Origin of the sequence: Hyphomicrobium denitrificans ATCC 51888 (assembly GCF_000143145.1) — a bacterium.
Taxonomy (GTDB): domain Bacteria; phylum Pseudomonadota; class Alphaproteobacteria; order Rhizobiales; family Hyphomicrobiaceae; genus Hyphomicrobium_B; species Hyphomicrobium_B denitrificans.
In genome coordinates, this window is record NC_014313.1 from 138,919 (window position 1) to 158,424 (window position 19,506).

At 57.5% G+C, this 19,506-nt stretch carries 28 protein-coding genes; 23 read left to right on the forward strand and 5 right to left on the reverse strand.

Annotation, left to right across the window (positions count from 1 at the left end; genetic code table 11):
- Positions 1-65 precede the first annotated feature (65 nt).
- Entirely contained in the window at positions 66-272 is a 207-nt protein-coding gene (locus HDEN_RS00620; protein WP_013214175.1) for a hypothetical protein, read from the reverse strand.
- The gene (locus HDEN_RS00625) at positions 272-640 is read right to left on the reverse strand and encodes a hypothetical protein (RefSeq protein WP_013214176.1); all 369 of its coding nucleotides are present in this window, start codon (positions 638-640) and stop codon (positions 272-274) included. Before HDEN_RS00625 ends, HDEN_RS00620 begins: the two co-directional genes overlap by 1 nt.
- A 364-nt stretch (positions 641-1,004) precedes the next feature.
- Here HDEN_RS00625 and HDEN_RS00630 point away from each other — a divergent pair, with 364 nt between their 5' ends.
- Positions 1,005-1,628 (forward strand): hypothetical protein, encoded by a 624-nt coding sequence (locus HDEN_RS00630; protein WP_013214177.1) that lies wholly within the window; start codon positions 1,005-1,007, stop codon positions 1,626-1,628.
- Between the two features lie 80 nt (positions 1,629-1,708).
- Here the strand turns inward: HDEN_RS00630 and HDEN_RS00635 are convergent, their stop codons facing one another.
- Complete coding sequence (locus HDEN_RS00635; RefSeq protein ID WP_150103156.1) at positions 1,709-2,083, reverse strand: helix-turn-helix domain-containing protein; 375 nt, start codon at positions 2,081-2,083, stop codon at positions 1,709-1,711.
- Positions 2,084-2,283: 200 nt separating this feature from the next.
- A complete protein-coding gene (locus tag HDEN_RS00640) occupies positions 2,284-2,562 on the reverse strand; it encodes a hypothetical protein (RefSeq protein ID WP_013214179.1) in 279 nt (92 codons plus the stop codon).
- A gap of 354 nt (positions 2,563-2,916) precedes the next feature.
- On the opposite strand from HDEN_RS00640, the gene HDEN_RS00645 reads away from it, so the two are divergent.
- From HDEN_RS00645 to HDEN_RS00675, 9 genes are all read left to right on the forward strand, one after another.
- Positions 2,917-3,264 (forward strand): hypothetical protein, encoded by a 348-nt coding sequence (locus HDEN_RS00645; RefSeq protein WP_013214180.1) that lies wholly within the window; start codon positions 2,917-2,919, stop codon positions 3,262-3,264.
- A gap of 68 nt (positions 3,265-3,332) precedes the next feature.
- Positions 3,333-4,295: a hypothetical protein gene (locus HDEN_RS00650; protein ID WP_013214181.1), complete on the forward strand. Its 963-nt coding sequence runs from the start codon at positions 3,333-3,335 to the stop codon at positions 4,293-4,295.
- A complete protein-coding gene (locus tag HDEN_RS00655) occupies positions 4,282-4,731 on the forward strand; it encodes a hypothetical protein (protein ID WP_013214182.1) in 450 nt (149 codons plus the stop codon). The genes HDEN_RS00650 and HDEN_RS00655 overlap by 14 nt, the downstream gene beginning before the upstream one ends.
- Positions 4,728-4,955, forward strand: a complete 228-nt coding sequence (locus HDEN_RS00660; RefSeq protein ID WP_013214183.1) for a hypothetical protein — start codon at positions 4,728-4,730, stop codon at positions 4,953-4,955. Before HDEN_RS00655 ends, HDEN_RS00660 begins: the two co-directional genes overlap by 4 nt.
- Positions 4,956-5,291: 336 nt before the next feature.
- Positions 5,292-5,498 carry a hypothetical protein gene (locus HDEN_RS17870; RefSeq protein WP_013214184.1) on the forward strand — a complete coding sequence of 69 codons (207 nt, stop codon included), beginning with the start codon at positions 5,292-5,294 and terminating at the stop codon, positions 5,496-5,498.
- A gap of 100 nt (positions 5,499-5,598) precedes the next feature.
- Positions 5,599-5,739 carry a hypothetical protein gene (locus HDEN_RS18250; RefSeq protein ID WP_013214185.1) on the forward strand — a complete coding sequence of 47 codons (141 nt, stop codon included), beginning with the start codon at positions 5,599-5,601 and terminating at the stop codon, positions 5,737-5,739.
- A complete protein-coding gene (locus HDEN_RS17875; RefSeq protein WP_013214186.1) occupies positions 5,736-6,086 on the forward strand; it encodes a hypothetical protein in 351 nt (116 codons plus the stop codon). Before HDEN_RS18250 ends, HDEN_RS17875 begins: the two co-directional genes overlap by 4 nt.
- Positions 6,083-6,637, forward strand: a complete 555-nt coding sequence (locus HDEN_RS00670; protein WP_013214187.1) for a transcription termination/antitermination NusG family protein — start codon at positions 6,083-6,085, stop codon at positions 6,635-6,637. Before HDEN_RS17875 ends, HDEN_RS00670 begins: the two co-directional genes overlap by 4 nt.
- Positions 6,638-6,775: 138 nt before the next feature.
- The gene (locus HDEN_RS00675; RefSeq protein ID WP_013214189.1) at positions 6,776-7,081 is read left to right on the forward strand and encodes a hypothetical protein; all 306 of its coding nucleotides are present in this window, start codon (positions 6,776-6,778) and stop codon (positions 7,079-7,081) included.
- A 27-nt stretch (positions 7,082-7,108) separates the two neighbouring features.
- Here HDEN_RS00675 and HDEN_RS00680 read toward each other — a convergent pair whose 3' ends face one another.
- Positions 7,109-8,146: a hypothetical protein gene (locus tag HDEN_RS00680; RefSeq protein WP_013214190.1), complete on the reverse strand. Its 1,038-nt coding sequence runs from the start codon at positions 8,144-8,146 to the stop codon at positions 7,109-7,111.
- Between the two features lie 523 nt (positions 8,147-8,669).
- On the opposite strand from HDEN_RS00680, the gene HDEN_RS00690 reads away from it, so the two are divergent.
- From HDEN_RS00690 to HDEN_RS00745, 13 genes are all read left to right on the forward strand, one after another.
- Positions 8,670-9,281, forward strand: a complete 612-nt coding sequence (locus HDEN_RS00690) for an HNH endonuclease signature motif containing protein (RefSeq protein WP_013214193.1) — start codon at positions 8,670-8,672, stop codon at positions 9,279-9,281.
- 609 nt (positions 9,282-9,890) lie between these two features.
- Positions 9,891-10,499, forward strand: a complete 609-nt coding sequence (locus HDEN_RS00695) for a sce7726 family protein (RefSeq protein ID WP_049775114.1) — start codon at positions 9,891-9,893, stop codon at positions 10,497-10,499.
- A 35-nt stretch (positions 10,500-10,534) separates the two neighbouring features.
- Complete coding sequence (locus tag HDEN_RS00700; protein ID WP_013214195.1) at positions 10,535-11,695, forward strand: hypothetical protein; 1,161 nt, start codon at positions 10,535-10,537, stop codon at positions 11,693-11,695.
- Entirely contained in the window at positions 11,692-11,859 is a 168-nt protein-coding gene (locus HDEN_RS00705; RefSeq protein WP_013214196.1) for a hypothetical protein, read from the forward strand. The genes HDEN_RS00700 and HDEN_RS00705 overlap by 4 nt, the downstream gene beginning before the upstream one ends.
- Positions 11,859-13,589: a pectate lyase family protein gene (locus tag HDEN_RS00710; protein WP_013214197.1), complete on the forward strand. Its 1,731-nt coding sequence runs from the start codon at positions 11,859-11,861 to the stop codon at positions 13,587-13,589. Before HDEN_RS00705 ends, HDEN_RS00710 begins: the two co-directional genes overlap by 1 nt.
- Positions 13,590-13,592: 3 nt before the next feature.
- Entirely contained in the window at positions 13,593-13,784 is a 192-nt protein-coding gene (locus tag HDEN_RS00715; RefSeq protein WP_013214198.1) for a hypothetical protein, read from the forward strand.
- On the forward strand, positions 13,785-14,123 hold the full coding sequence (locus tag HDEN_RS00720; RefSeq protein WP_013214199.1) for a hypothetical protein: 339 nt from the start codon (positions 13,785-13,787) through the stop codon (positions 14,121-14,123).
- Positions 14,120-14,527, forward strand: a complete 408-nt coding sequence (locus HDEN_RS00725) for a terminase small subunit (protein ID WP_013214200.1) — start codon at positions 14,120-14,122, stop codon at positions 14,525-14,527. The genes HDEN_RS00720 and HDEN_RS00725 overlap by 4 nt, the downstream gene beginning before the upstream one ends.
- Entirely contained in the window at positions 14,499-16,001 is a 1,503-nt protein-coding gene (locus HDEN_RS00730) for a phage terminase large subunit (RefSeq protein WP_013214201.1), read from the forward strand. Before HDEN_RS00725 ends, HDEN_RS00730 begins: the two co-directional genes overlap by 29 nt.
- Positions 15,998-18,037: a portal protein gene (locus HDEN_RS00735; protein WP_245256687.1), complete on the forward strand. Its 2,040-nt coding sequence runs from the start codon at positions 15,998-16,000 to the stop codon at positions 18,035-18,037. The genes HDEN_RS00730 and HDEN_RS00735 overlap by 4 nt, the downstream gene beginning before the upstream one ends.
- Positions 18,034-18,294, forward strand: coding sequence for a hypothetical protein (locus HDEN_RS00740; protein ID WP_013214203.1), 261 nt, complete (start codon positions 18,034-18,036; stop codon positions 18,292-18,294). Before HDEN_RS00735 ends, HDEN_RS00740 begins: the two co-directional genes overlap by 4 nt.
- Positions 18,291-18,461, forward strand: a complete 171-nt coding sequence (locus HDEN_RS18255) for a hypothetical protein (protein ID WP_013214204.1) — start codon at positions 18,291-18,293, stop codon at positions 18,459-18,461. The genes HDEN_RS00740 and HDEN_RS18255 overlap by 4 nt, the downstream gene beginning before the upstream one ends.
- 116 nt (positions 18,462-18,577) lie before the next feature.
- The gene (locus HDEN_RS00745) at positions 18,578-19,450 is read left to right on the forward strand and encodes a hypothetical protein (protein WP_013214205.1); all 873 of its coding nucleotides are present in this window, start codon (positions 18,578-18,580) and stop codon (positions 19,448-19,450) included.
- Positions 19,451-19,506: the final 56 nt, after the last annotated feature.

Genomic DNA, 19,506 nt, shown 5'->3' on the forward strand with positions numbered 1-19,506 from the left:
AGCGACCGTAACGAAGATCGAGAAGCCAGGGTTCTGCCGGACGAATTCGAGGAAGTGTTCGAGCATCACGCGATGTCCTCAGCGATTGCCCGGACCTTGCTTTGAATTGCCTGCGTCTTGTCGAAGAAGAAGTCGTCGACGACCTGCTGCAACTCACCGGCAAGCGTGCGTTTGTCAGCAGTCGGAGCAAACGGAATGAAGTGCTCGGCAAGGTCGAAGCACTTGCTGTCGATTGCCGGACGGCGTTTGAAATCGAATTGAAGAGGGAGCATCAGGCGACCCTCCCGCGGAGAGTGCGATGGGTTCCCCACTCGGAACGGGGCGACCAGACCTGCTCAAGATTTGAAACCGCGTGATCCGTAACGGCGTCGGTGATCTCGTCTTTGCAATCGACTTCGAGAACCTTGGCCAGCGCCTTCACGGCGCGATCTGTCAGATTGTCGGTAACGGCGTGGGAGTTCGGAACGCGGTATGTAATGCGGTCATCGCCTTCGCCGAGCCATTCCCGCGATATGAAGATGATCGTTCCATCGGTCTCGATGTGAGCTTCACCGCCCCACATCATCTTGAGGCCATCGACCTCGAATTCCGTGTCGCAGAATGGAATGGCTCGGATGCCATAGCAGTCTCGGGTCTGCATTTTGTAATCCCCCCTAAGTGCCGGGCGAGACAGAGGACAGTGTCCCTCTCATCCACTGGCCCACCCGGCTTCGATGCTCATGCCGCCCCCGCTTGGATACGCACGGCACGAGATTGGAAATCTGCTGACCGCTGCCCCAGTGGCGGTTTGCTAAGACGGTGGGAACACCCCAGGGCAGCGGTATCGACGATGGAGACGGGATGGTCTGTCGCTCGTTGATGTGAGTAACTTAGACTTACTTTTCTCTGCGCGTCAACATAAAAAGTAAGATAGAATTACGCGCATGGGCCGAAGTCTGTCACAATTCGAGCGATTGTTGTATGGTGCCAATTACTTGCGCTTATCGATCGTAGTGGGGGATGGCATGGGAAACGATCGCGAGATCGACGACGAGACAGCAGCGTTGCTCACCTACTTGGCCACGCCAGATGGCATGGAGATTCTGAAAGGCGGGATGTCAGCCGTTGTTTCTGGGGTCCTGATTATCGGCGCATGCTTGCTGTGGTGGCCGGAAAGCGAAATCGCTCAGGGAGTAGTGCCGATTGCTGGTGCGCTAACGGTTTTCGGTCTTCTTAGCGCGATGCGCGGCGCCTATTTTCTGTATCGAGACGGCCTCAGTGTTCCTCCGCCGGAACTCGCGTGGGTGACGCACGATCTAGCGCCAGAAGACCCGCGCGCGAGAATAATTGCGGAACGTATGGCGCGCGAAGCCGAAAAGTGTGCCGCTCGTCGGGCGCTTCCGTTCTGGCGACGAGCGATCGACGGCATTGTTTGGGTGTGGAAGTTGGCGGGCACCGCCCTGAGAGCGCTGATATCTCTAGCTCTGATGGGCCTTATCGCAATCATAGCGATCTGGGTAAGCTATTGGATCTTTGACCGCGCCACCGGGGATTATGGGTTATTGGCCGGCATTCTCATCGCCTGCCCATTTTGGCTGGTGACGTGGAGCGTTGCGTGTGTGCTCTGGAAAGCTATTCTTTCTGATTGAATAGTTCGGATCGGTCTAGCGCGCTCGCTTCTTGAGCGGCATCAAGCACCCACCGGAACCAATCGGGGCCGTAGATGGTTTCACGCGGCCTTTGATTCCCCACCCGAACTCTCGCTGGATGATCTTTTTTTTATAGCCAAAGGAAGAAGGTCATTTGGCTCAACATTCAGCAGCTTACAGATGCGTGTAAGCGTGTAGACGTCGGGCATATGCGTTCCTCGCTCCCATGAGCGATAGGTGTGCTCCTCGATATTGAGCACTCGCGAAAACTCGTTTGCAAAGCGGAAGCCAGCCTCCTTTCGGGCGAGCTTCAATCTCTTGGCCAACGCCTTCTTCACCTGATCTTCGAGCCTTTCCATAGCGGGTAATTCTGCCTTACCCGCGGACTTATGCACGTCAAGCAAACTGACGAGCGCAGAGGTCTTGACCATAGCGAATGAAAAAAGTAAGGTCAAGTTACGCGGACGCCTTTCATACCATGAGCGGGGGACAATGATTCCGCCATGCAACCGTCAGTGTGCATCGCAAAACGATAGGACGTGCACTGCATGATCATCGAAGTCCCTAAGCGCAGAGCGGAGGCGAGAGTCGCATGAACAATGCTGCTGCATTACGAGCTCTTCAGGAGATGCCTCAGGTTTGCAACGTCGACGCATCACGGATCGTCCGTCTTATGGACGATGGAGGCGATGATTTGTGTCGCAAATCCGCTGGCGGCTTCCTGCGCAAATTTATTCCATTCGTCGGGAACTTTTGGCCATGGCGGCCCTACGTTGATGTCGTTGACAACGGCGGTTTCAAACGAGGCGAGACGCCGTCGGAAGGTATCGCGATCCTCGCTCCAAAGAAATCTTGTAACCAAGATTTTGATCATTGAACCGAAAGCAACGTCGGCCGCGCGTTCTGTTAGTCGGCCTCTGATCTCATCGTCCATGTCGGTCCCTCCTGTTGAGGGCCTGACCCTACCACGAGTCCTAGTCTCAGTTGCGTAAGCGTACACCCGGCGCAAAGCCGCTGGGCGGTCGCGTATTGCCAAGGTGATCCGTTCCGAAAGGGCGGTAGGCGCTTATCTCCCGCCGAGACACCTAACGCACGCCCCACGCGACCGCCTTGCCGTTTTGCGTTTTCCGCTCGCACCGCTTTCCTGGGGGTGATGCCGTGCATCCTACTAACTGAGAGAGATCTGATCGGAGGTGTGAGCGGCCCCAAAATTGGGGGGACACCTATGTCCGCAAATCAGATCGTCACGGCACTTTTCTACGCAGAAGCAACAGAAGGACGAAACAGAATGCTGACAGTGAAATACATCGAACCGGATGGCCCGGAAAGAGTCTTCGCCATCAAGGAAATTGAGTTCCTCGAAAATCGCTTACTGTGCCAATCCTTAGTAACCGAGATCGGGCGTGTTCCCTCAAAGGGACGCCTACGTTTCATCTACGCGGACGGTTCCGACTATTACGTTTACGGCGGCACCGTTTGCGCGATGAATGAGAACGGCAAGACGGTCGCGAAGTACGATCTCGGCGGCGAGAAGCACCATGCTGAATGCACGGTCACGTACAGCGATTTGAAAAGCGCGGGCGCAGCAATCTTGGGCAACGCCGATCCGCAGCTCCGAGGCGGCATTCCACTTTGAAAACAAAAGAGCTGGCTCCGGGGGATTGGAGCCAGCTCTGACGCTAAAGTTTTGGGGGTACAAAACCGATGACACCAACAGACGCAACACCGAACGCTGTCACCGAAGATAACGTCGGTGATTTGAATGGCGAAAACAAGACGCGGTGGTTCTCAACGTCCGTCGAAATCTTCGATCATCCGGTCTTGAATGTTGGCCCCTTCGACCGCCGCTCAGCTTGGCAATGGCTGATAGCCAATGCCGCTTGGAAGACAAAACGCGTCAATCACAAGGGCAAGATGATCGATCTCGATCGCGGGCAGGTTCTCATCGGCCGCGCATTCTTGGCCGAGACGTGGGGATGGTCGGAGCAAACCGTCAGAACCTTCGTCAAAATTCTCGTGGCCGAGAACATGCTGGAAATCAACCAGAGTGGCGGTCACTTCGCGAACATCGCAACGATATGTAATTACGACAAATATCAAGCGCGTCAACCAGAGCGCAACCAGTCAACCAACCAGAGCGCAACCAGTGTCCAACCAGTGTCCAACCAGACTCTTACAAGGAATACAAATACTACAACTACCCAAGTAGCTTCTTCCCTACCAGAACCCGCGCGCGATGACGCCACGCCACGCTGCGAGGATTTGAAAGTTTTTTACGATCGGCTTTGCGACGCCGCCAGCGCCTGCCTCGACAACCCTGCAAACTGCCAAGGCCTGATCAACACAATGATCCCGCAAACGTGGATCAACTCGGGCTGCGATCTCGAACTCGACATCCTGCCGGCGTTGCGCGCCAAGGCCGCGACGCACAAGGGGCGGCGGGTGTGGAGCTGGGATTATTTCACCAACGCCGTTGCTGACGCGCGTGTGAAGCGCCTAGCGGCATCCAAGCGCATTGCGACGGCCACGGTTCCTTCCGGCGCCAAATCAGCCACCGGGCGAGCGCCAACAGCATCGCCTCGCCTGCTGCATCTCAACGACGAAAGCTGGAAGGAGCAGATCGCCAACGAGATGGTTGAACAGGGGCTCGCCAATGTCATCAACTAGATCGATTTTCGATTGCCGCACAGCCGACGAAGCCCTTGAGTTCATGAACATTGCCGAGTACCGCGCGCGATGCTTCGTCAACGCCATGCGAAGAAACGAGCGGACGGGAAAGCTAGAGCCGGTGGGTTGGGAATTCTCCGATCGCTTCCTGCCGCATCCATGGGTACGCGAAGCGATTTCAGAAGGATGGGGCAAGGAACTTCGCAGCCATCTGATCCTGACAGTTAAGAACCGTATCTGCCACGGCAAGCCTTACGACAACATCGACGAACTGATGCCGCCCCGAGAATGGGTCGCGTACGCGAAGCAGCAGGCAGAGCGCTATCGGAAGGCTGCTGAGTGGCGGAATGCGAACGTCCGAACCGGCGATATGTCGGGATGGCTGGCGAAGCTCATGGAGAGCAACCGCCGTAGCAGCGAGGAGGAAGCAGCATGAGAATTACGTTTTCAGAAGACAGTGCGTTAGCTGCGGCGTTCGGTATGGTCGCTCAAATAGTCAAGGAAACATCCGACGATAGTGAGAAAACGCGGCTCTTCAATATCCTCATTGGGTGCCACAATGACTTTGCTGAGACGCTGAAAGCTGCTGGCTTCGATCTAGGCGCTAGGGATCAGATCTTGGACTTTATCATTCGGGAGGCCCGCCGTGCCCAAAACTAGAGACATAAGCGATGTCCCAAACTGGGATATGGAGAGATGCGACACGTGTCGGTTTTGGGATCGCGAGCACGCCCAAGAAGAGTTCGATAAAGGACAATGCAGACGCCACGCGCCGAGAGCGGTTTTTCGAGTTTTTGTTGAGCGCTCGCATGTGCCGATTGAGATGCCGGTGTCGCCTGAATCGCAGAAGAAGCGAGATATTTTAGGAGTATGGCCGCATTGGTGCGCGGGCCATGACATTGATATGAAGCCATCACATTCATTAGCTGAATGGCCGACAACTTTTATGGACGACGGGTGCGGAGAGCATGCCCCTAAGATTTTGGGGAAGAAATAATGCCCGGCTCCCTATGGAAATGGCTGCAAATATATCGCGATCACACCGCTAAGTTAGGCGGTGTGCGCTTGACCGACGGCGATCTTGAATTTCTGGAAGAGCATGTCGATGAAGATCCGCCAGAGAAGCGGCTCGGCATCGGCTGTCCTATCAAAGCAGCGGAAAGAGACATCTTATATCAGTGGATAGATGGACCGGCACAATAGGAGCAAGGCGGCGTGACGATTGGAGATTTCATGGCAGCACATCCGCTTTGGACGACGCTGTGGATAGTCTGCATATGCGTAGCGGCAGGACGTTGAAGAGATGACCGGCAAAACCCTTCGCGGCTACCGCATCACGAAGTCCGGAAAGGTTGAGAAGATATCCGGATACGGGCTCAACACATCTGCGAAGATCAAGCAGAAGAAGTCGAAGAAAACGAAACCGATAAGGAGGGTGCCATGAGCGTTTCGGAAGCCCTGAGAAACCAATTCACAGGTGTGCGTGAGATCGTCGATGCGAAGCCCATAAAGCCAAGATTTTGCATCGACTGCGGACGCCGCGTGCATTCGCTCAGGAGCATCCGATGTAACGCATGCGCTATTCAAATCAAAGAAGAGCGGGACCGCGCATCAGCAGCAAAGTCAGCAGCGGCAAAGTCAGCGATACGCGCTGAAGCGAATGCAATGATTTTGGCGGAACTTATCGGAATTTCATTCGATGAGCACAGCGAAGGCCTGATCAAAGCCGGGTATTCCATAAAGTGTTTCTACCAATCGCCGGAAATGGCCGTGAAGAGGAACACGCCTTGACCTGGTACGCCATACGCACCAATCCACAACGTGAATTCCTGCTCGCTGGCCGTTATGACGAGAACGGGGAATGGCGCCCCGGCGTGCTCGAGAAAAAGGGCTACGACCAAGTATTCTGCCCGACGGAAACGAAGTTCCGGAAGACGATCAAGAAGGGCCGCCGCGTCTCGATCCCCGTCCTCTATCCCATGTTTTGCGGCTACATTTTTGTCGGAGGGCGGTTCTCATGGCTCGAGCTGATGGCAGAGAACTACATCACCGCTGCTGTTGGTTTTCCAGATGAGTTCGGTAGGCGCCGGCCTGCACCGATCTCTGACTATGAAATGGCGAAGCTCAGAGAGATGTCAGGAGGGCTTATCCCGCACCGACGGTCGGTGAACACTCACCGCGCTTTCCGAGTTGGTGAGATGGCGGCAATCGCTGCGGGTCCGTTCGCGCATCAGGTTGCGCAGATTGCCGGCCTACACGGGACAAAGGCGCGGGTGTTTCTGAATCTTTTCAATGGAACGAGAGAGGTTGAAGTCGACCTTGATATGCTGGACGTGGCATGATCAAAATTGCCACCATAATCTATTGGTGCATCGATCACGGCATCGGTGACCTGATCTTTTGGCCTCTACTTCTGACGTTCTGCGGCTTCCTGATTTGGCTCGCGGAAGACAGCCCGCCTCAAAAGGTAAAACACGAGGATGAATCCTGACAAGCCACCCGAGAAATACGCAGCACGTCTGGCAGCAGATCAGGAACGATTTCGAAAGCAGCAAAACGCCCGCACGCAGGCTCTTGGCGTCACGATAGACTGGACGCTCCGCTGGGATAGAGCTTCGGGTTGCCGACAATGGCAGTGGGAAGATCGAACAAACACGAAAACTCCGGTCTATGCATCGTGGACGGCGGATGTCCAAGACAACGGCGATATCGTCGTGACGCGAACGGAATACGGGTATCTTCCGGCTGCAAATGAAAAGGGCGACCCCGAAGAGCCGCCCCTCTGAATTATATCAAGTAGAAGCTATAATTGCCTAAGCCCTGAGAGCGATCCTCAGTTGCTTCCCGTGACGCGTCACCTCCAGCAGGTCTTCGACCTCTTGCCGACGCCGGGTTGCAGCCCCTTCATCGATGCCGAGCAACTCAGCCAGTTGCCTGTGACTTGTGACGGATCCTCCGTTGCCTCGCAGAGCTTTGACGACGGGATGGTTTCGAAAGTCGATGACCTCTTTCGGGAACGGCTTGCGACGCTTGCCTTTCGGAGGTTCGGGCGGTTCCGGCAACTCAACTGAACTGGGGAACGAGGTTTGAAGCGTGTCGGCAACTGAGGCAAACGACTTGATCTGACTCGGCAATTGATCGTTTGCGGCAACTAAAACCGGACGCTTGCTTTGCCGGAACGCGAATCCGAGCGAGACGATTGCTCCGACTTCGAAGAACAGGGTGGTCAAGAAGGGCACCAGCAACGTCAGGACGGCAACGATCTGGGGCTTTGAAGCGGGGACAGGGAACAGCCGCACGATGTCGGCCATCGCTTCCGCCTTGGCATTGACGGGCTTCTGTGGGCCCAGGGCGGCGATTTCCGCCTCGAGCTGTAGGATGACGACCGTGATGTCTTTCGAGTTCTGCTTCCAGTCCTTGCAGCGCTGGCCGCAACGCTGCCCGGTCATCTCCCGATCCGCAGCACGGTCGGCATAGTCGCGCCGGGCTCGAGCCGCTTTCAGGTCTTCGGTCTTGTCAGCAATCTTCGTGTTGTTGTCTTCGACCGAGAGTGTGGTGGTGCCAGCGGTTTCAACCTGACGGCCAACGGAGGAATACACGACAAGACCGGTTCCCGACAGAAACAGCACGAGGAAGCCGAGAGTTGCGAACAGATGGCGGGCGCGCGCGGCGTCGACCATGAGATGCCCGGCCGCGATCGTACCGAAGACGGTCAGAATCGTGAGCCATTGCGACGAAGCCCATTCGAGCGGCCTCGTCAGGTCTTTGTCGAGCAGGATGGTCAACCCGCCAGCCGCAAAAGCGCAGCCGGCGATGATTGCGAGTGCCCGCCCCTTGAGAGAGGTGCTCATTTGCCGATGCTCCCCTCGATCATCGTTTCGACGAAGAGGCTCAGAACAACGACCGCGCCTAAAATAAGAACCGGTGATGCCGTGACGAAGACTAATAGGAGTGATAGTCCAGACATTGGGTTTCAATCCTTCTTGCTAAGGTTGAGATCAAGAGCCCTGCCGCGGTGTCAGCCGTTGCGGGGCTCGATTGATAGAATACGCAATGATTGCGCTTTTCGTCAATAGCGAATCAACAAAGATTGCGTATTTTTTGCTTGAAATAGCCGGGTTTGATGCTAAAGGTTGCGTATTGGCAACGCAGAGCGGATCGCCCCTCAATGACCCCGGCCGAATACCGTGAAGCCGTGAAGGCGCTGAAATACACACAGACCGAATTTGCGGAACTGTTGGGGGCGAAACCCCGCACCGGCCAATATTGGGCAAGTGTCGCGGTACCGGGACCCGTTGCGCTGATTATCAAGTTAGTCCGGGTGCGGCCGGAGCTTCTTGGTGTGATAGAGGACCTAACGGGGAGAAAGCGCAAATGAAATTGGTGGGTGAACTCACGCAGCAGCAACTCAAGAGCGTGATCAAATACATCCCGGTTTGCGGGCTTTTCCTGTGGACGGAGAACTACCCCGGAAAGAGGCGGGGGACGGTGGTCTGTTCACCGACGACGGGCAAATATACGTACATTTCCATTTACGGAAAGAGATACCCAGCCCATCGCCTAGCGTGGCTCTACATCTATGGGGAATGGCCACCAGATCAGATCGATCACATCGACGGCGAACCCTCCAACAACCGCCTGGATAACCTCCGGCTTGCTACAAACTCGGAGAACCAACAGAACAGAAAAATCGCGTCCAATAATACGTCTGGCGCGAAGGGCGTCTGTAAGATCGGAAACAGATTCAAAGCGCATATAGGCGTCCGGGGAAAGGTGAAGAACCTCGGGACCTATGGCACGTTCAATGAGGCAGCTGATGCCTATAAAACGGCGGCCGCGCAATATTTCGGCGAATTCGCCCGCCCGGAAGTTGGCGAATACAAGCCGCCTTCGATTAAGAGGAAAGTGATATCGGCTGAGCTACCAAAGCGAACTGTGGATGCCATGTCACGCATGTGCGGCGTGCGCCGCGGTCCTCTGGGATAGGCCTTGACGCACAAGGCAAATCACTCCACCGCTCTTGCTAGATTCTAGCGTGGCGTATCGGCTTTTTCTGTTTCTTGTCGGCCGACCGCGAGCTTAACAAAGCCCAGTATCGCAAGGCCAGGCTCGCATTTCCAACGGTGGTACCCGCAATCCGGGCCGCCGAATCCGGAAATGCGAGCAAAACGACCCCCAAACAATCCTGAAATCCCCGTCGCCGTGACTGTCTCCTGACCCGGGATTGTCACGACACATGCTCTGGCACCCGATCCAATGCCATGGATGCGCGGCGGCGGGGCTTGCTGTTGAAATTGACTCGCTGCCCATTGGCTGAGCCCTCCATCTTGTAGTACGGAAACGGGACGGGCGGCGATTTGCGCCCGTCCCTTTGCCCTATTGGGTGCCCGCGAGGGCGGGTTTATGGTTTGGCCGTCATTCTCACCTCCGCTTGAAGCTGCTGGGATGGGATGGTGCGCTAGTTGGGCCCGTAACAGGGCTCACCAGAGGCGACTTGGGAATCCAACCTCCCTTGTCGCCTTTTGCTTATGGCCAAGCACAGATCAGACGGCAATCGACGCCTTAGACTATCTCTGGGGGGTGGGATCAATAATTATGCGCGATAGCGATGTGCGCGAGGCGCTTCGTGCGCGATTGGGGGCCGAGCACGCTGGTGCTTCGGATACGCGTCTCGTTGAAGAGATGGGCATTTGGTCTGGCACCGTACGCATTGATGTTGCCGTTATAAACGGTGAGCTAAGCGGCTACGAACTGAAGAGCGACAGCGATACCTTAGAGCGACTTCCCGCTCAGGCCGACATTTACGGCAAGGTTTTCGACCGCATGACCCTCGTTGTCGGTAGTAAGCACGCAAAGAAAGCGCTCAAGATTATTCCCAAGTGGTGGGGATGTTTGGAAGCGCGGGTATCCGACAACCGTCTTGTGTTGAAGCACAAACGAAAAGCTCGGATTAATCCAGGCCGGGACGCTAAGATCATCGCGCAGCTTCTTTGGAAAGAAGAAGCATTAGCGATTCTTGACTTTCACGGGCTCGCAGGCGGGTGGCGCTCCCGCCGCTCTGCCGAGATTTTGGAGCGTCTTGTGGAGCGGATACCATTTGCTTCACTCACGGCGCATGTTCGCGCCGCGCTCAAGGCAAGGCCGTCGTTAGGGCAACGTGTGGCGTGTGATCTCAATATGCCGATTGAGGCGTCAGAAACCTAAATCGTAAATTCACCTCCTACCCGCAGGAGATTCCCATGAGCACCATTCCCGCGCCCGCCCGCCGGGGCCTGATCCCGGCTGTCTCGGGTCTGTTTTCAGCAGTCTCGCGCCCTGCTTCCCGGATCAACCTCGATCGCATCGCCATTGGCCTCGTCTTCTTCGCTGGCGTCGTCACGATCCTGAAGAAGAACGGCGTCGACGTTCCGAGCTTCATGGTGCTGTTCGGCTGCTCGCTCGGCATCGCCGGCCTGCTCTACGAGATGAGCGCCTCCCGATCGATGATGCGGGCCTTTTGGGAAGCCAAGCCGTTCTCGATGTTCTGCAACCTCACCATCTGGGTTGCGGCGTTCTCGTTCTCGATCTTCAACTGGATCGGCGCCGCGGCGGAAGGGCAGGCTGAGAAGACGAACATTCAGAAGGCGGCCTTCGTGCACTCGGCGGATGCGCGCACGCGTCTCGACATGGCTCAGGACGCCTTGAAGAAGGCCCGCAACGCCGCCCAGGAAAAGCACAATGCCGCCTGGGAGACGATCCCTGTCGTCGATGGGCAGAAGATCACCGACCGGGGGCAGGCCGAAGCGGCAATCGCCAAGGTCAAGTCGAACACCCGCTACTGGAACCTGACGAACGAGTGCCAGACGACTAAAGGCCCTCAGACGCGGAAGTTCTGCGCCGACTACAACGATGCGAAGGCCGCTCTTTCGTGGGCTGATACCCACCCGGCTCTGATCGAGGCGGCTAACGCAGCAGACCAGGACGTGAAGCGTCTCGAGCAGGAAGTCGTCATCGCCCGCAGCGAAGCGTCGAGCACGAAGGTCGTGACCTCTGAGGATCGCGCCGACCTGTTCATGCTGACGGACTGGGGCGGCATGAGCGAGTCCCGCGCGCAGCAGTTGACGGGCCTGATCTCGGTTCTCGTCATCTCGGTGTTCATCTCGTTCGGATCGATGCGCGATGAAGCGGCACGCCTGACGGCGGAAGGACCGCGCCGGAAATGGTCTTTCCTGTCGCGCACCTATCGTTGGGCTTATCGCAAGGTCTGGGGCCAGGAGCCCGATAACACGACCTACGTGACGAACTACCTTGATCCGCGTGGGGCGGAAGCGCTAGCGGCAGTAGAACGAGATCGGGAGCGCATTGTCCATGCCGCGCGCGCGGCTCAAGCCCGTCTCAATCCGCAGGGAGCGTTCGCATGAACATTCAGAACATGGACTTCATGCAGATCGTTCACTTGGCCGGGCGCGTCGTGTGCGCGCTCGGCTTGGCGATGTTCTTTTTCAACATCAATCTCGGCATTCAGGCGTTCGCGCATCCCGGGATTGAGGTTGCGGCTGCCGGCTGGATTATGAAAAGCCTCTGATGGTGATCTCGCTCAAGCATAAGTTCGAGAGCACAGTCCCTGACCAGCCAAAACCGGGACTTGTTCGTCCTTCCAATTGGAATGACGAGCATGACCTCAAGATGTCAGGATCGCGCATTCTCGGTCGCAAGGATGGGGACGTTGGAACTGCGCAAGAGCTGACGGGCGCCGACGTAGCGGAGATGCTTGACGGTCAATTCGCGACGACTGCCCAGGGTGAGAAGGCTGATACCGCCGTCCAGCCCGAAGACACAATCGCGCCCGGGAAGGTCTCTCCTTCAAGCCTCGATTCCAGCAAAGCTGCCGAATTTCGCTCCGTCATCAAGGTCAGTGATACCTACGTCAACGTAAAGGACCATTTCGGCGTTAAGGGCGGTAACGATGCCGGGGACTGGGCGAAAATCCAGGCGGCACTTGATGCTGAGCCGAAAGGCGACATTCTCTATTTTCCGGCCGACAGCTATGTCGGCACGGTGCCGCTCGTCATGTCGAAGCACAAATCGCTGAAGCTCGACCCGAACGCCGTATTGACGTTGAGCAGCGCCGTTTCCTCCGATGATCTCTTGCGCATCGCGGTAACAAATCCCGCGTCCAGCGACGTGCGCAACATGATCATCGAGGGCGGCACTTGGATTGCGGACGCCCGCGCCAACTGCGCGATCAACGTCAACCCGGCCAACTCCACGCCGGGCCAGAACCCGCATTTCGAAACGCATATTCGCAATGGGATGATCACTGGCGGCCTCTGTGGCATTCGCATCGGCGGCGCAACACCGGCAGGCGACACCAATTTCAACACGATCGAAGGCTGCAATATCTCCATTCAAAGTTCGGGCGGCCTTGCCATCAACCTAGACGGCTGCGCCGACGGGCACCGCATTCTGAACAACCTGATGTTCGGACCCGGGACTGGCGTTCGCCTCAACCTCGTGCTCGGGGCGTATAAGACGCTGATCTCCGGCAACTGCATCGTGACGCGCGACGGTGCGCTGCTGGTCACGAACGGGTCGAACTGGAGCTTCGAGAACAACCAGGTCGAGCAGCACGGCGGCACGAATTTGCTAGGTCAGCACATTCAGGTCCAGGGTCTCGCTTACCCGGCGAAGCATTGGCGGATCGTCGCCAACAATTTCGGCGGCGGCAGTGACGTAAACTATTCAATTTGGCTGATGAATTCTATCGCAGGTTTGATCGATGAAAATCAAATGCAGCTCTGCGCTATCGCGGACGTTGGTCTGGTCGATGGCGGTGACGGGTATGCACCAAGATACAACACGATTGGAGCGCGTAACACGTTCCGCGGCGCGCGCTCGATCCGGAGCGATCAGACTGACGCCAGCCGCCGCATGATCCTTGACGTAAGCCCAGGTATCAACAAAGACAAAGGCATTTGGCGCAGCGCTTCCGGACTGACGTACTCGAACAGTTGGGCGCAGAGCAATCTGCGACGCATGGTCGACGAGCACGGCATCCTTCATTGGGAAGGCGCGCTGAGCGGCGGAACGACATCGGCAGATACCGTCATTCTTGCAGCTGGCCAGTTGCCGGCCTGTGAACGCCCCATCGATACGACCGTGCGCGCACCGGTCGGAACTGCCAGCGGTGTTGGCCAGATTGAGTTCGGGACCGATGGCGGGCTGATCGTCAGATCGTTGCCCGCGGCAAGTCCTGTGCTGAGCGGAGTCAGCTACCCAGTCAAATGGTGGGATACGTACGAGGCGACGCCGTAACAAATGGCAGACAACACGGCCTTTCAGCCAGACGCCTTCCAGTTCGACGCCTTCCAGATCTTCGATGAAGATTTTGCTGATCTTCCTGCAAAGGTCACTGCGTCAGGCGCCGCAGTCGGGAAAGCAAAGATGAATGCGAGCCCGGTTCTGGATATCCAAGCTAGCGGCGCTCCTGGTCTCTGGAAGGTGAGATAGATGCTCGCGCCATCGAAATACTTCGTAGGGGCCGCAGTGAGGCTATCGGCTTCGTTCACCGATTCCGATGTCACGCCGTCTGATCCGGATACTGTCACCCTCAAGCTCCGGTCTCCGAGCTGCCAGTCATTCACCTACGTCTACGGCACTGATGCCAACGTCACGAGGCAATCGGCCGGCAACTATGCGGCAATCGTTACGCCCAATTGTGCCGGGCGCTGGTTCACACGCTGGGAGGGCACCGATCCTGACGGCAACGTGATTGCAATAGAGGGCAACTTCAACGTCCAGGCCTCACGCTTTGCGGGCCATGACTGTTGCTGCAGGGATTACAGATGATGCTCGACCCCGCCAGAGAGCGGTTTGTCCAAGAATATCACGCTACCGGTAATGCGTCGGAAGCCTTTCGCAGGGCAAAGCCGGCAGCGGTGAATTGGAAGGATACGACCGTTCATCCGAGGGCATCAAAGATGCTGGCTGAAGACAAGGTTCAGACAAGGCTTCATGAACTTCAGGCAGAAGCCCGCGAAAAGCACAACGTGACGATTGAAAGTCTCACGATAGAGCTCGAAGAGGCCCGCAACTTGGCAAAGCAGGAAGGCCAAGCCAGCGCCGCCGTGTCGGCAACTATGGGCAAAGCCAAGCTTCATGGGTTGGTCGTCGACAAGAACGAACTGACTGGCAAAGACGGCGCCCCGCTAGTCCCCGTGTTGAATGTCAGTCTCTCCCGAAATCAACCTTGAACTCCATCCGAAGCAAGCCTTAGCGCTTGAAACGGATGCGACAGAGGTTCTGTACGGGGGTGCTGCAGGCGGGGGAAAATCGCACCTTATGCGTGTCGCGGCAACGCTCTGGTGCTCTGCGATACCAGGATTGCAGGTCTATCTGTTCCGCCGCGTTCGCGAAGATCTGATCAAGAACCACATGGAGGGCCCGAAAGGCTTTCGCGCTATGCTGGCGCCGTGGGTTCTGTGCGGGTTCGTCCGCATTGTTGATGATGAGATTAGATTTTGGAACGGATCGAAGATCTATCTCTGCCACTGCAAGGATGAGAAGGACATCTACAAATATCAGGGCGCCGAAATACACGTCCTGCTGATCGACGAACTCACGCACTTCACCGAAAGCATGTATCGCTTTCTCCGCTCCCGCGTTCGCATGGTGGGCCTGAAGCTCCAAGAGGCTTGGAAGCGCCGCTTTCCCCGTATTCTCGCGGGCGCCAACCCTGGGAACGTCGGTCATCTCTGGGTTAAGTCGACCTTCGTTGATGGTGCCGAAAGCTATGCCGTAAGGGACATGGAGCCCGAAGACGGCGGCATGAAGCGCCAGTTCATACGCGCCGTTCTCGAAGACAACCCGTCAATGACGACGGACGACCCTGGCTACGAGCAGAAGCTGTCGGGGCTGGGGTCAAAATCACTCGTCCAGGCGATGCGATTTGGCGACTGGGATGTCATTGAAGGCGCGTTCTTCGATTGCTGGGCAACTGAACGGCACGTGATCCGGCCGTTTGCCGTGCCGGAGCTTTGGACGAAGCTGATGTCTGGCGACTGGGGATCAGCAAAGCCGTTCAGCTTCGGATGGTGGACCGTCGTAAGCGACGACTTCGAGGCCGAGACAGCATTGGGGCGCAAGATCGTTCTGCCGCGCGGATGCCTTGTGCGTTACCGCGAATGGTACGGGATGCAGACAGGGAAGCCGAACACAGGCTTAAAGCTTACGGCGGAGCAGGTCGCTCTTGGCTTGGTCGACCGCGAGCCGACAACGGAGAAGATCGATTACCGCGTCCTTGATCCGGCAGCGTTCACAGCTGATGGCGGACCGTCGATAGCAGATCGTATGCGTGATGCAGCGAGAACGAAGACCAGGTCGTTGGTCTTCCGGCGCGCTGACAATGCGCGAGTTCCGGCTCGCGGAGCAATGGGCGGTTGGGATCAGGTTCGACAACGGATGATCGGCGACGAGGAGGGACGGCCAATGATGGCGGTCTTCTCGAACTGTCTGGACTTCATACGGACGGTGCCCGCCCTGCAACACGACCAAACAAGGCCGGAAGACATCGATACGGACGGCGAAGACCACGCGGGCGACGAGGGGCGGTACGCCTGCATGTCACGTCCGTGGTCTCGGAAGGCGCCAGCACCCACGACGGCCCAAGCCAGCGGCTACAAGCGATTGAACGAGGATAGGAATAGCGACGGATGGAAGTCTCGATGACTCCAAGCACCGCCCTCGTTCCGGCAGAGGCGCAAGCGTTTACGCCCGACCTTGGCCGCTACCGCAAATGGTTCACGGCCTACGAGACGAACAAGTCGGACGAAATCCAAGAGCAGCTTGTCCATGAGGCCTACTACAACAGCACGGGGCACTGGACAGAGGAAGAAGCCCGAAAGCTCAGGATACGCGGTCAGGCGCCGATCTTCGACAACCGCATCGCGCGCAAGATCGATTTCCTCGTCGGCGTTGAGCAGCGCATGCGCCGTGACCCCAAAGGCTATCCGCGCACGCCGAATGACGAGCAGTCTGCCGACGTTGCCACGGCTGGCATGCGCTATGCCTGCGACATCAACCGATGGGACTTCGTAGGCTCGGGCGGCACGCATGATGGCCTCGTGCGGGGGATTGGTGTCTGCTTCGTCGGCATCAAGCAGGGCATGACCGGACCTGATCCCGAGATCAAATCCGTCCAGAGTGATCGCTTCTTCTACGACCCTCGCTCAAAGCGCCCAGACTTCGAAGATGCTCGCTACATGGGCCTGCATCTTTGGATGGACATTGACGACGCCAAGGAGAAATGGCCGGACAAGGCGCAACAGCTTCAGCAGGTCATCGACAGTGTGGCGGCCGGCGGCATCCTCTCCCGTGTCGATCAGAACCAAGAGACTGCTTGGGCTGAGTTCGAAAGCCGCCGCGTTCGCGTCGTCGAGTTCTGGGAGAAGACACCGCGGGGGTGGACGTACTGCTACTTCGTCGGCGAAGTGATGCTCGACGGCGGAGTTTCGCCGTATCTCGATGACGAAGGAAAGCCGGATTGCCCGTACGCGGCATGGTCGCCGTATGTTGACGAGAGAGGCAACCGTTACGGCCCGATCCGCAGCATGAAGCCGATGCAGGACGAGGCGAACCATCGCCGGTCCAAGGCTCTGCACCTGTTCACGACCAAGCAGCTGCATTTCCGCAGAGGAACGCTCGAAGACGTCGATAAGACGCGATCGGAACTCGCGAAGCCCGACGGCATGATCGAGCACGACGGAGATTGGGGCAATGAGGTCGGCATTGTCGACCACTCGATGGACGTTGCTGGGCAGATGCAATTGCTCGAGCAGGCGCAGGCCTCGCTTGAAAACCTCGGGCCCAACCCTGGCCTGATCGGCAAGGGTGGCGGCGTCGCCGATCAGTCCGGCCGGGCGATCCTTGCTCAACGTGACTCGGGCATGACGGAACTGTCTCCCGTGTTCGAGCGCAACAGGGACTGGAAGCTCCGCGTCTATCGCAAGCTCTGGTCGCGCATCAAGCAGTCCTGGACCGCAGAGAAGTGGATCAGGATCACGGACGAGAACGACGCGCCGCAGTTCATCGGGCTCAACCAGTACAACATCGACCCTCAGACCGGGCAGGCGGTGAGCCAGAACGTCGTCGCCATGATCGATGTCGACATCATCATGGAAGAAGGCCCGGACGTTATCACGATGAACGAGGAATTGCTGCAGACGCTATCGCAGCTTGGTCCGAACGCGGTCCCGCCGAAGGTGCTGATCGAACTTTCTAACGCTCCGAATAAGGAACGTCTGTTCAAGATGATCGACGAAGCGACACAGCCGGACCCGGTTGTGCAGCAGATGCAGCAGCGTATGGCGCGGCTTGAACAGCTGGTACAGGCATCGACGGTCGACAAGAACGTGGCGCAGAGCGAACTCTACCGGGCGCAAGCGGCGGCGGCCTTGCTGACGGCATCGACGCCACAGCAGCAGAAACCGATGATTGACAAGATGGGCAACGCAATCCCGCAAGCACCGGCACCTATGCCGAATCTCGGTATCGCTCAGCAAGCGTTGCAGATGTTCCCATTCCACTACGCTCAGCCGACAATCGAGCAATACGCGGAGAACGCGTCACCGCCGCAGCCGCCGGCTGATCCAGACGATCAGCAGCAACCCGGGGAACCGTTGCCGCAACAGAACGCAGCCTTACCGCCTCCGTCAGGAATGCCGGGCGGACTACCCGTCAACCCACAAATCGCAGGGATGCAATGAGCCTCGACGCCGAAATGAAACGACTGAGCGCGATTGCTCGGGCGCACGAAGTTTACGATTGCCTCGACCGCATTGGCTCCCTCCGTCGGCATCTCACGGCGCTGCTTAGTAATCATGATGCGGCGCTCGCCGGTAACGCCAAGCGCGACTGCAACGCGTTCTGGCATCGTCTCGATGAACTCGCGCTCAGGGCGGATGCGACGAGAGAAGTCGCCGCGGGCCACGAGCGTCCCTTCAAGGATTACAAGCCGGAATGAATGAATCCATCGACCTGTTCTCGCCCCTGTTTAAGGGCAGCGAAGCGGCATGGAAGTGGATTTGTGACGTTTCAAACGGGCGATGGAGCGAGCCGCCCGAACTGACACCAGAGCAGAAAGCCTATGCCGAGCGCGTCGGCTATTTGCCACTACGTAGACGTGCGTAAGACTCGCCGCCTCAAGCGGCGTTTCGCGACCATCCGCGCGTAATCGGATGAACCTCGCACCAGCCGGGCGACATCGGCTGCTTTCGTGACCAGCAACGATACTGCGGAGAGAGACAATGACGACTGAACAGTCGGCAGACGATACCCTTTTGAATGACGTGTTTTCGAGTGGCCGCGAGAGGGGGGCAGATACCGCCGCTCCCGCCGAGCCGGAAGCCAAGGCAGAAGAACCGACAGCCGAACCGCAATCGAAAGAAGCGGCAGAGCCAGAGGTAAAGCCTGAAGCAACCGACGCGGAGCCCAAAGGATACCGCGATCCATCAACAGGGAGATTTGTCCCTCTCAAAGAGCTGACCTCAGAACGTGAAAAACGCCAGTCGGCGGAAAAAGCACGGGATGAAGAAGCTCGTCTGCGCAAGGATGCCGAAGACAACTGGCGCCGCACTCAGGCCCAGGTCGAAGAAATCCAGCGCAGAATTCAGGCGCAAGCCCAACCGCATCAACCGCCGCCCGATCCGAACCTCGATCCGGCCGGCGCCATGGCGTTCCAGCAGGAACAATTCCAACAGGCTCTCCTCAACCAGCGTTTGAACACCTCCGAGATGTTTGCCCGGAACAAGCACGGCGATCAGATCGTCGATGCCGCGTTTCAGGCAGCGCAGCAGGCCGGTGTTCTCAAATCCTTCGTCGGCAGCAGAGATTGCTACGGCGAGCTGGTGAAATGGCACCGTCATCAGCAGGTCTTGGCCCGAGTGGGTGAAGATCCTGACGCCTACGAGAAGACGCTTGAGGACAAGATCCGCGCCAAGGTGCTGGAAGAATTGAAGACCGGAAACCGGGCAGTGATGCCGGGACAGACGCCGCCCCCAGTACAGCAGTTCCCAGGCTCCCTCGCAGACGCGACCGGAACGGGATCGAACGCTGCTGTGCCCGTTAGCGACGAAGCCATCATGGGCAACGTTTTCGGTTCAAACCGAAAACGAAAGTAAGCCGCATCAGATGCGCTTCGTGATCCCCAACCCCTGATCACGAAAGATCATCCAAC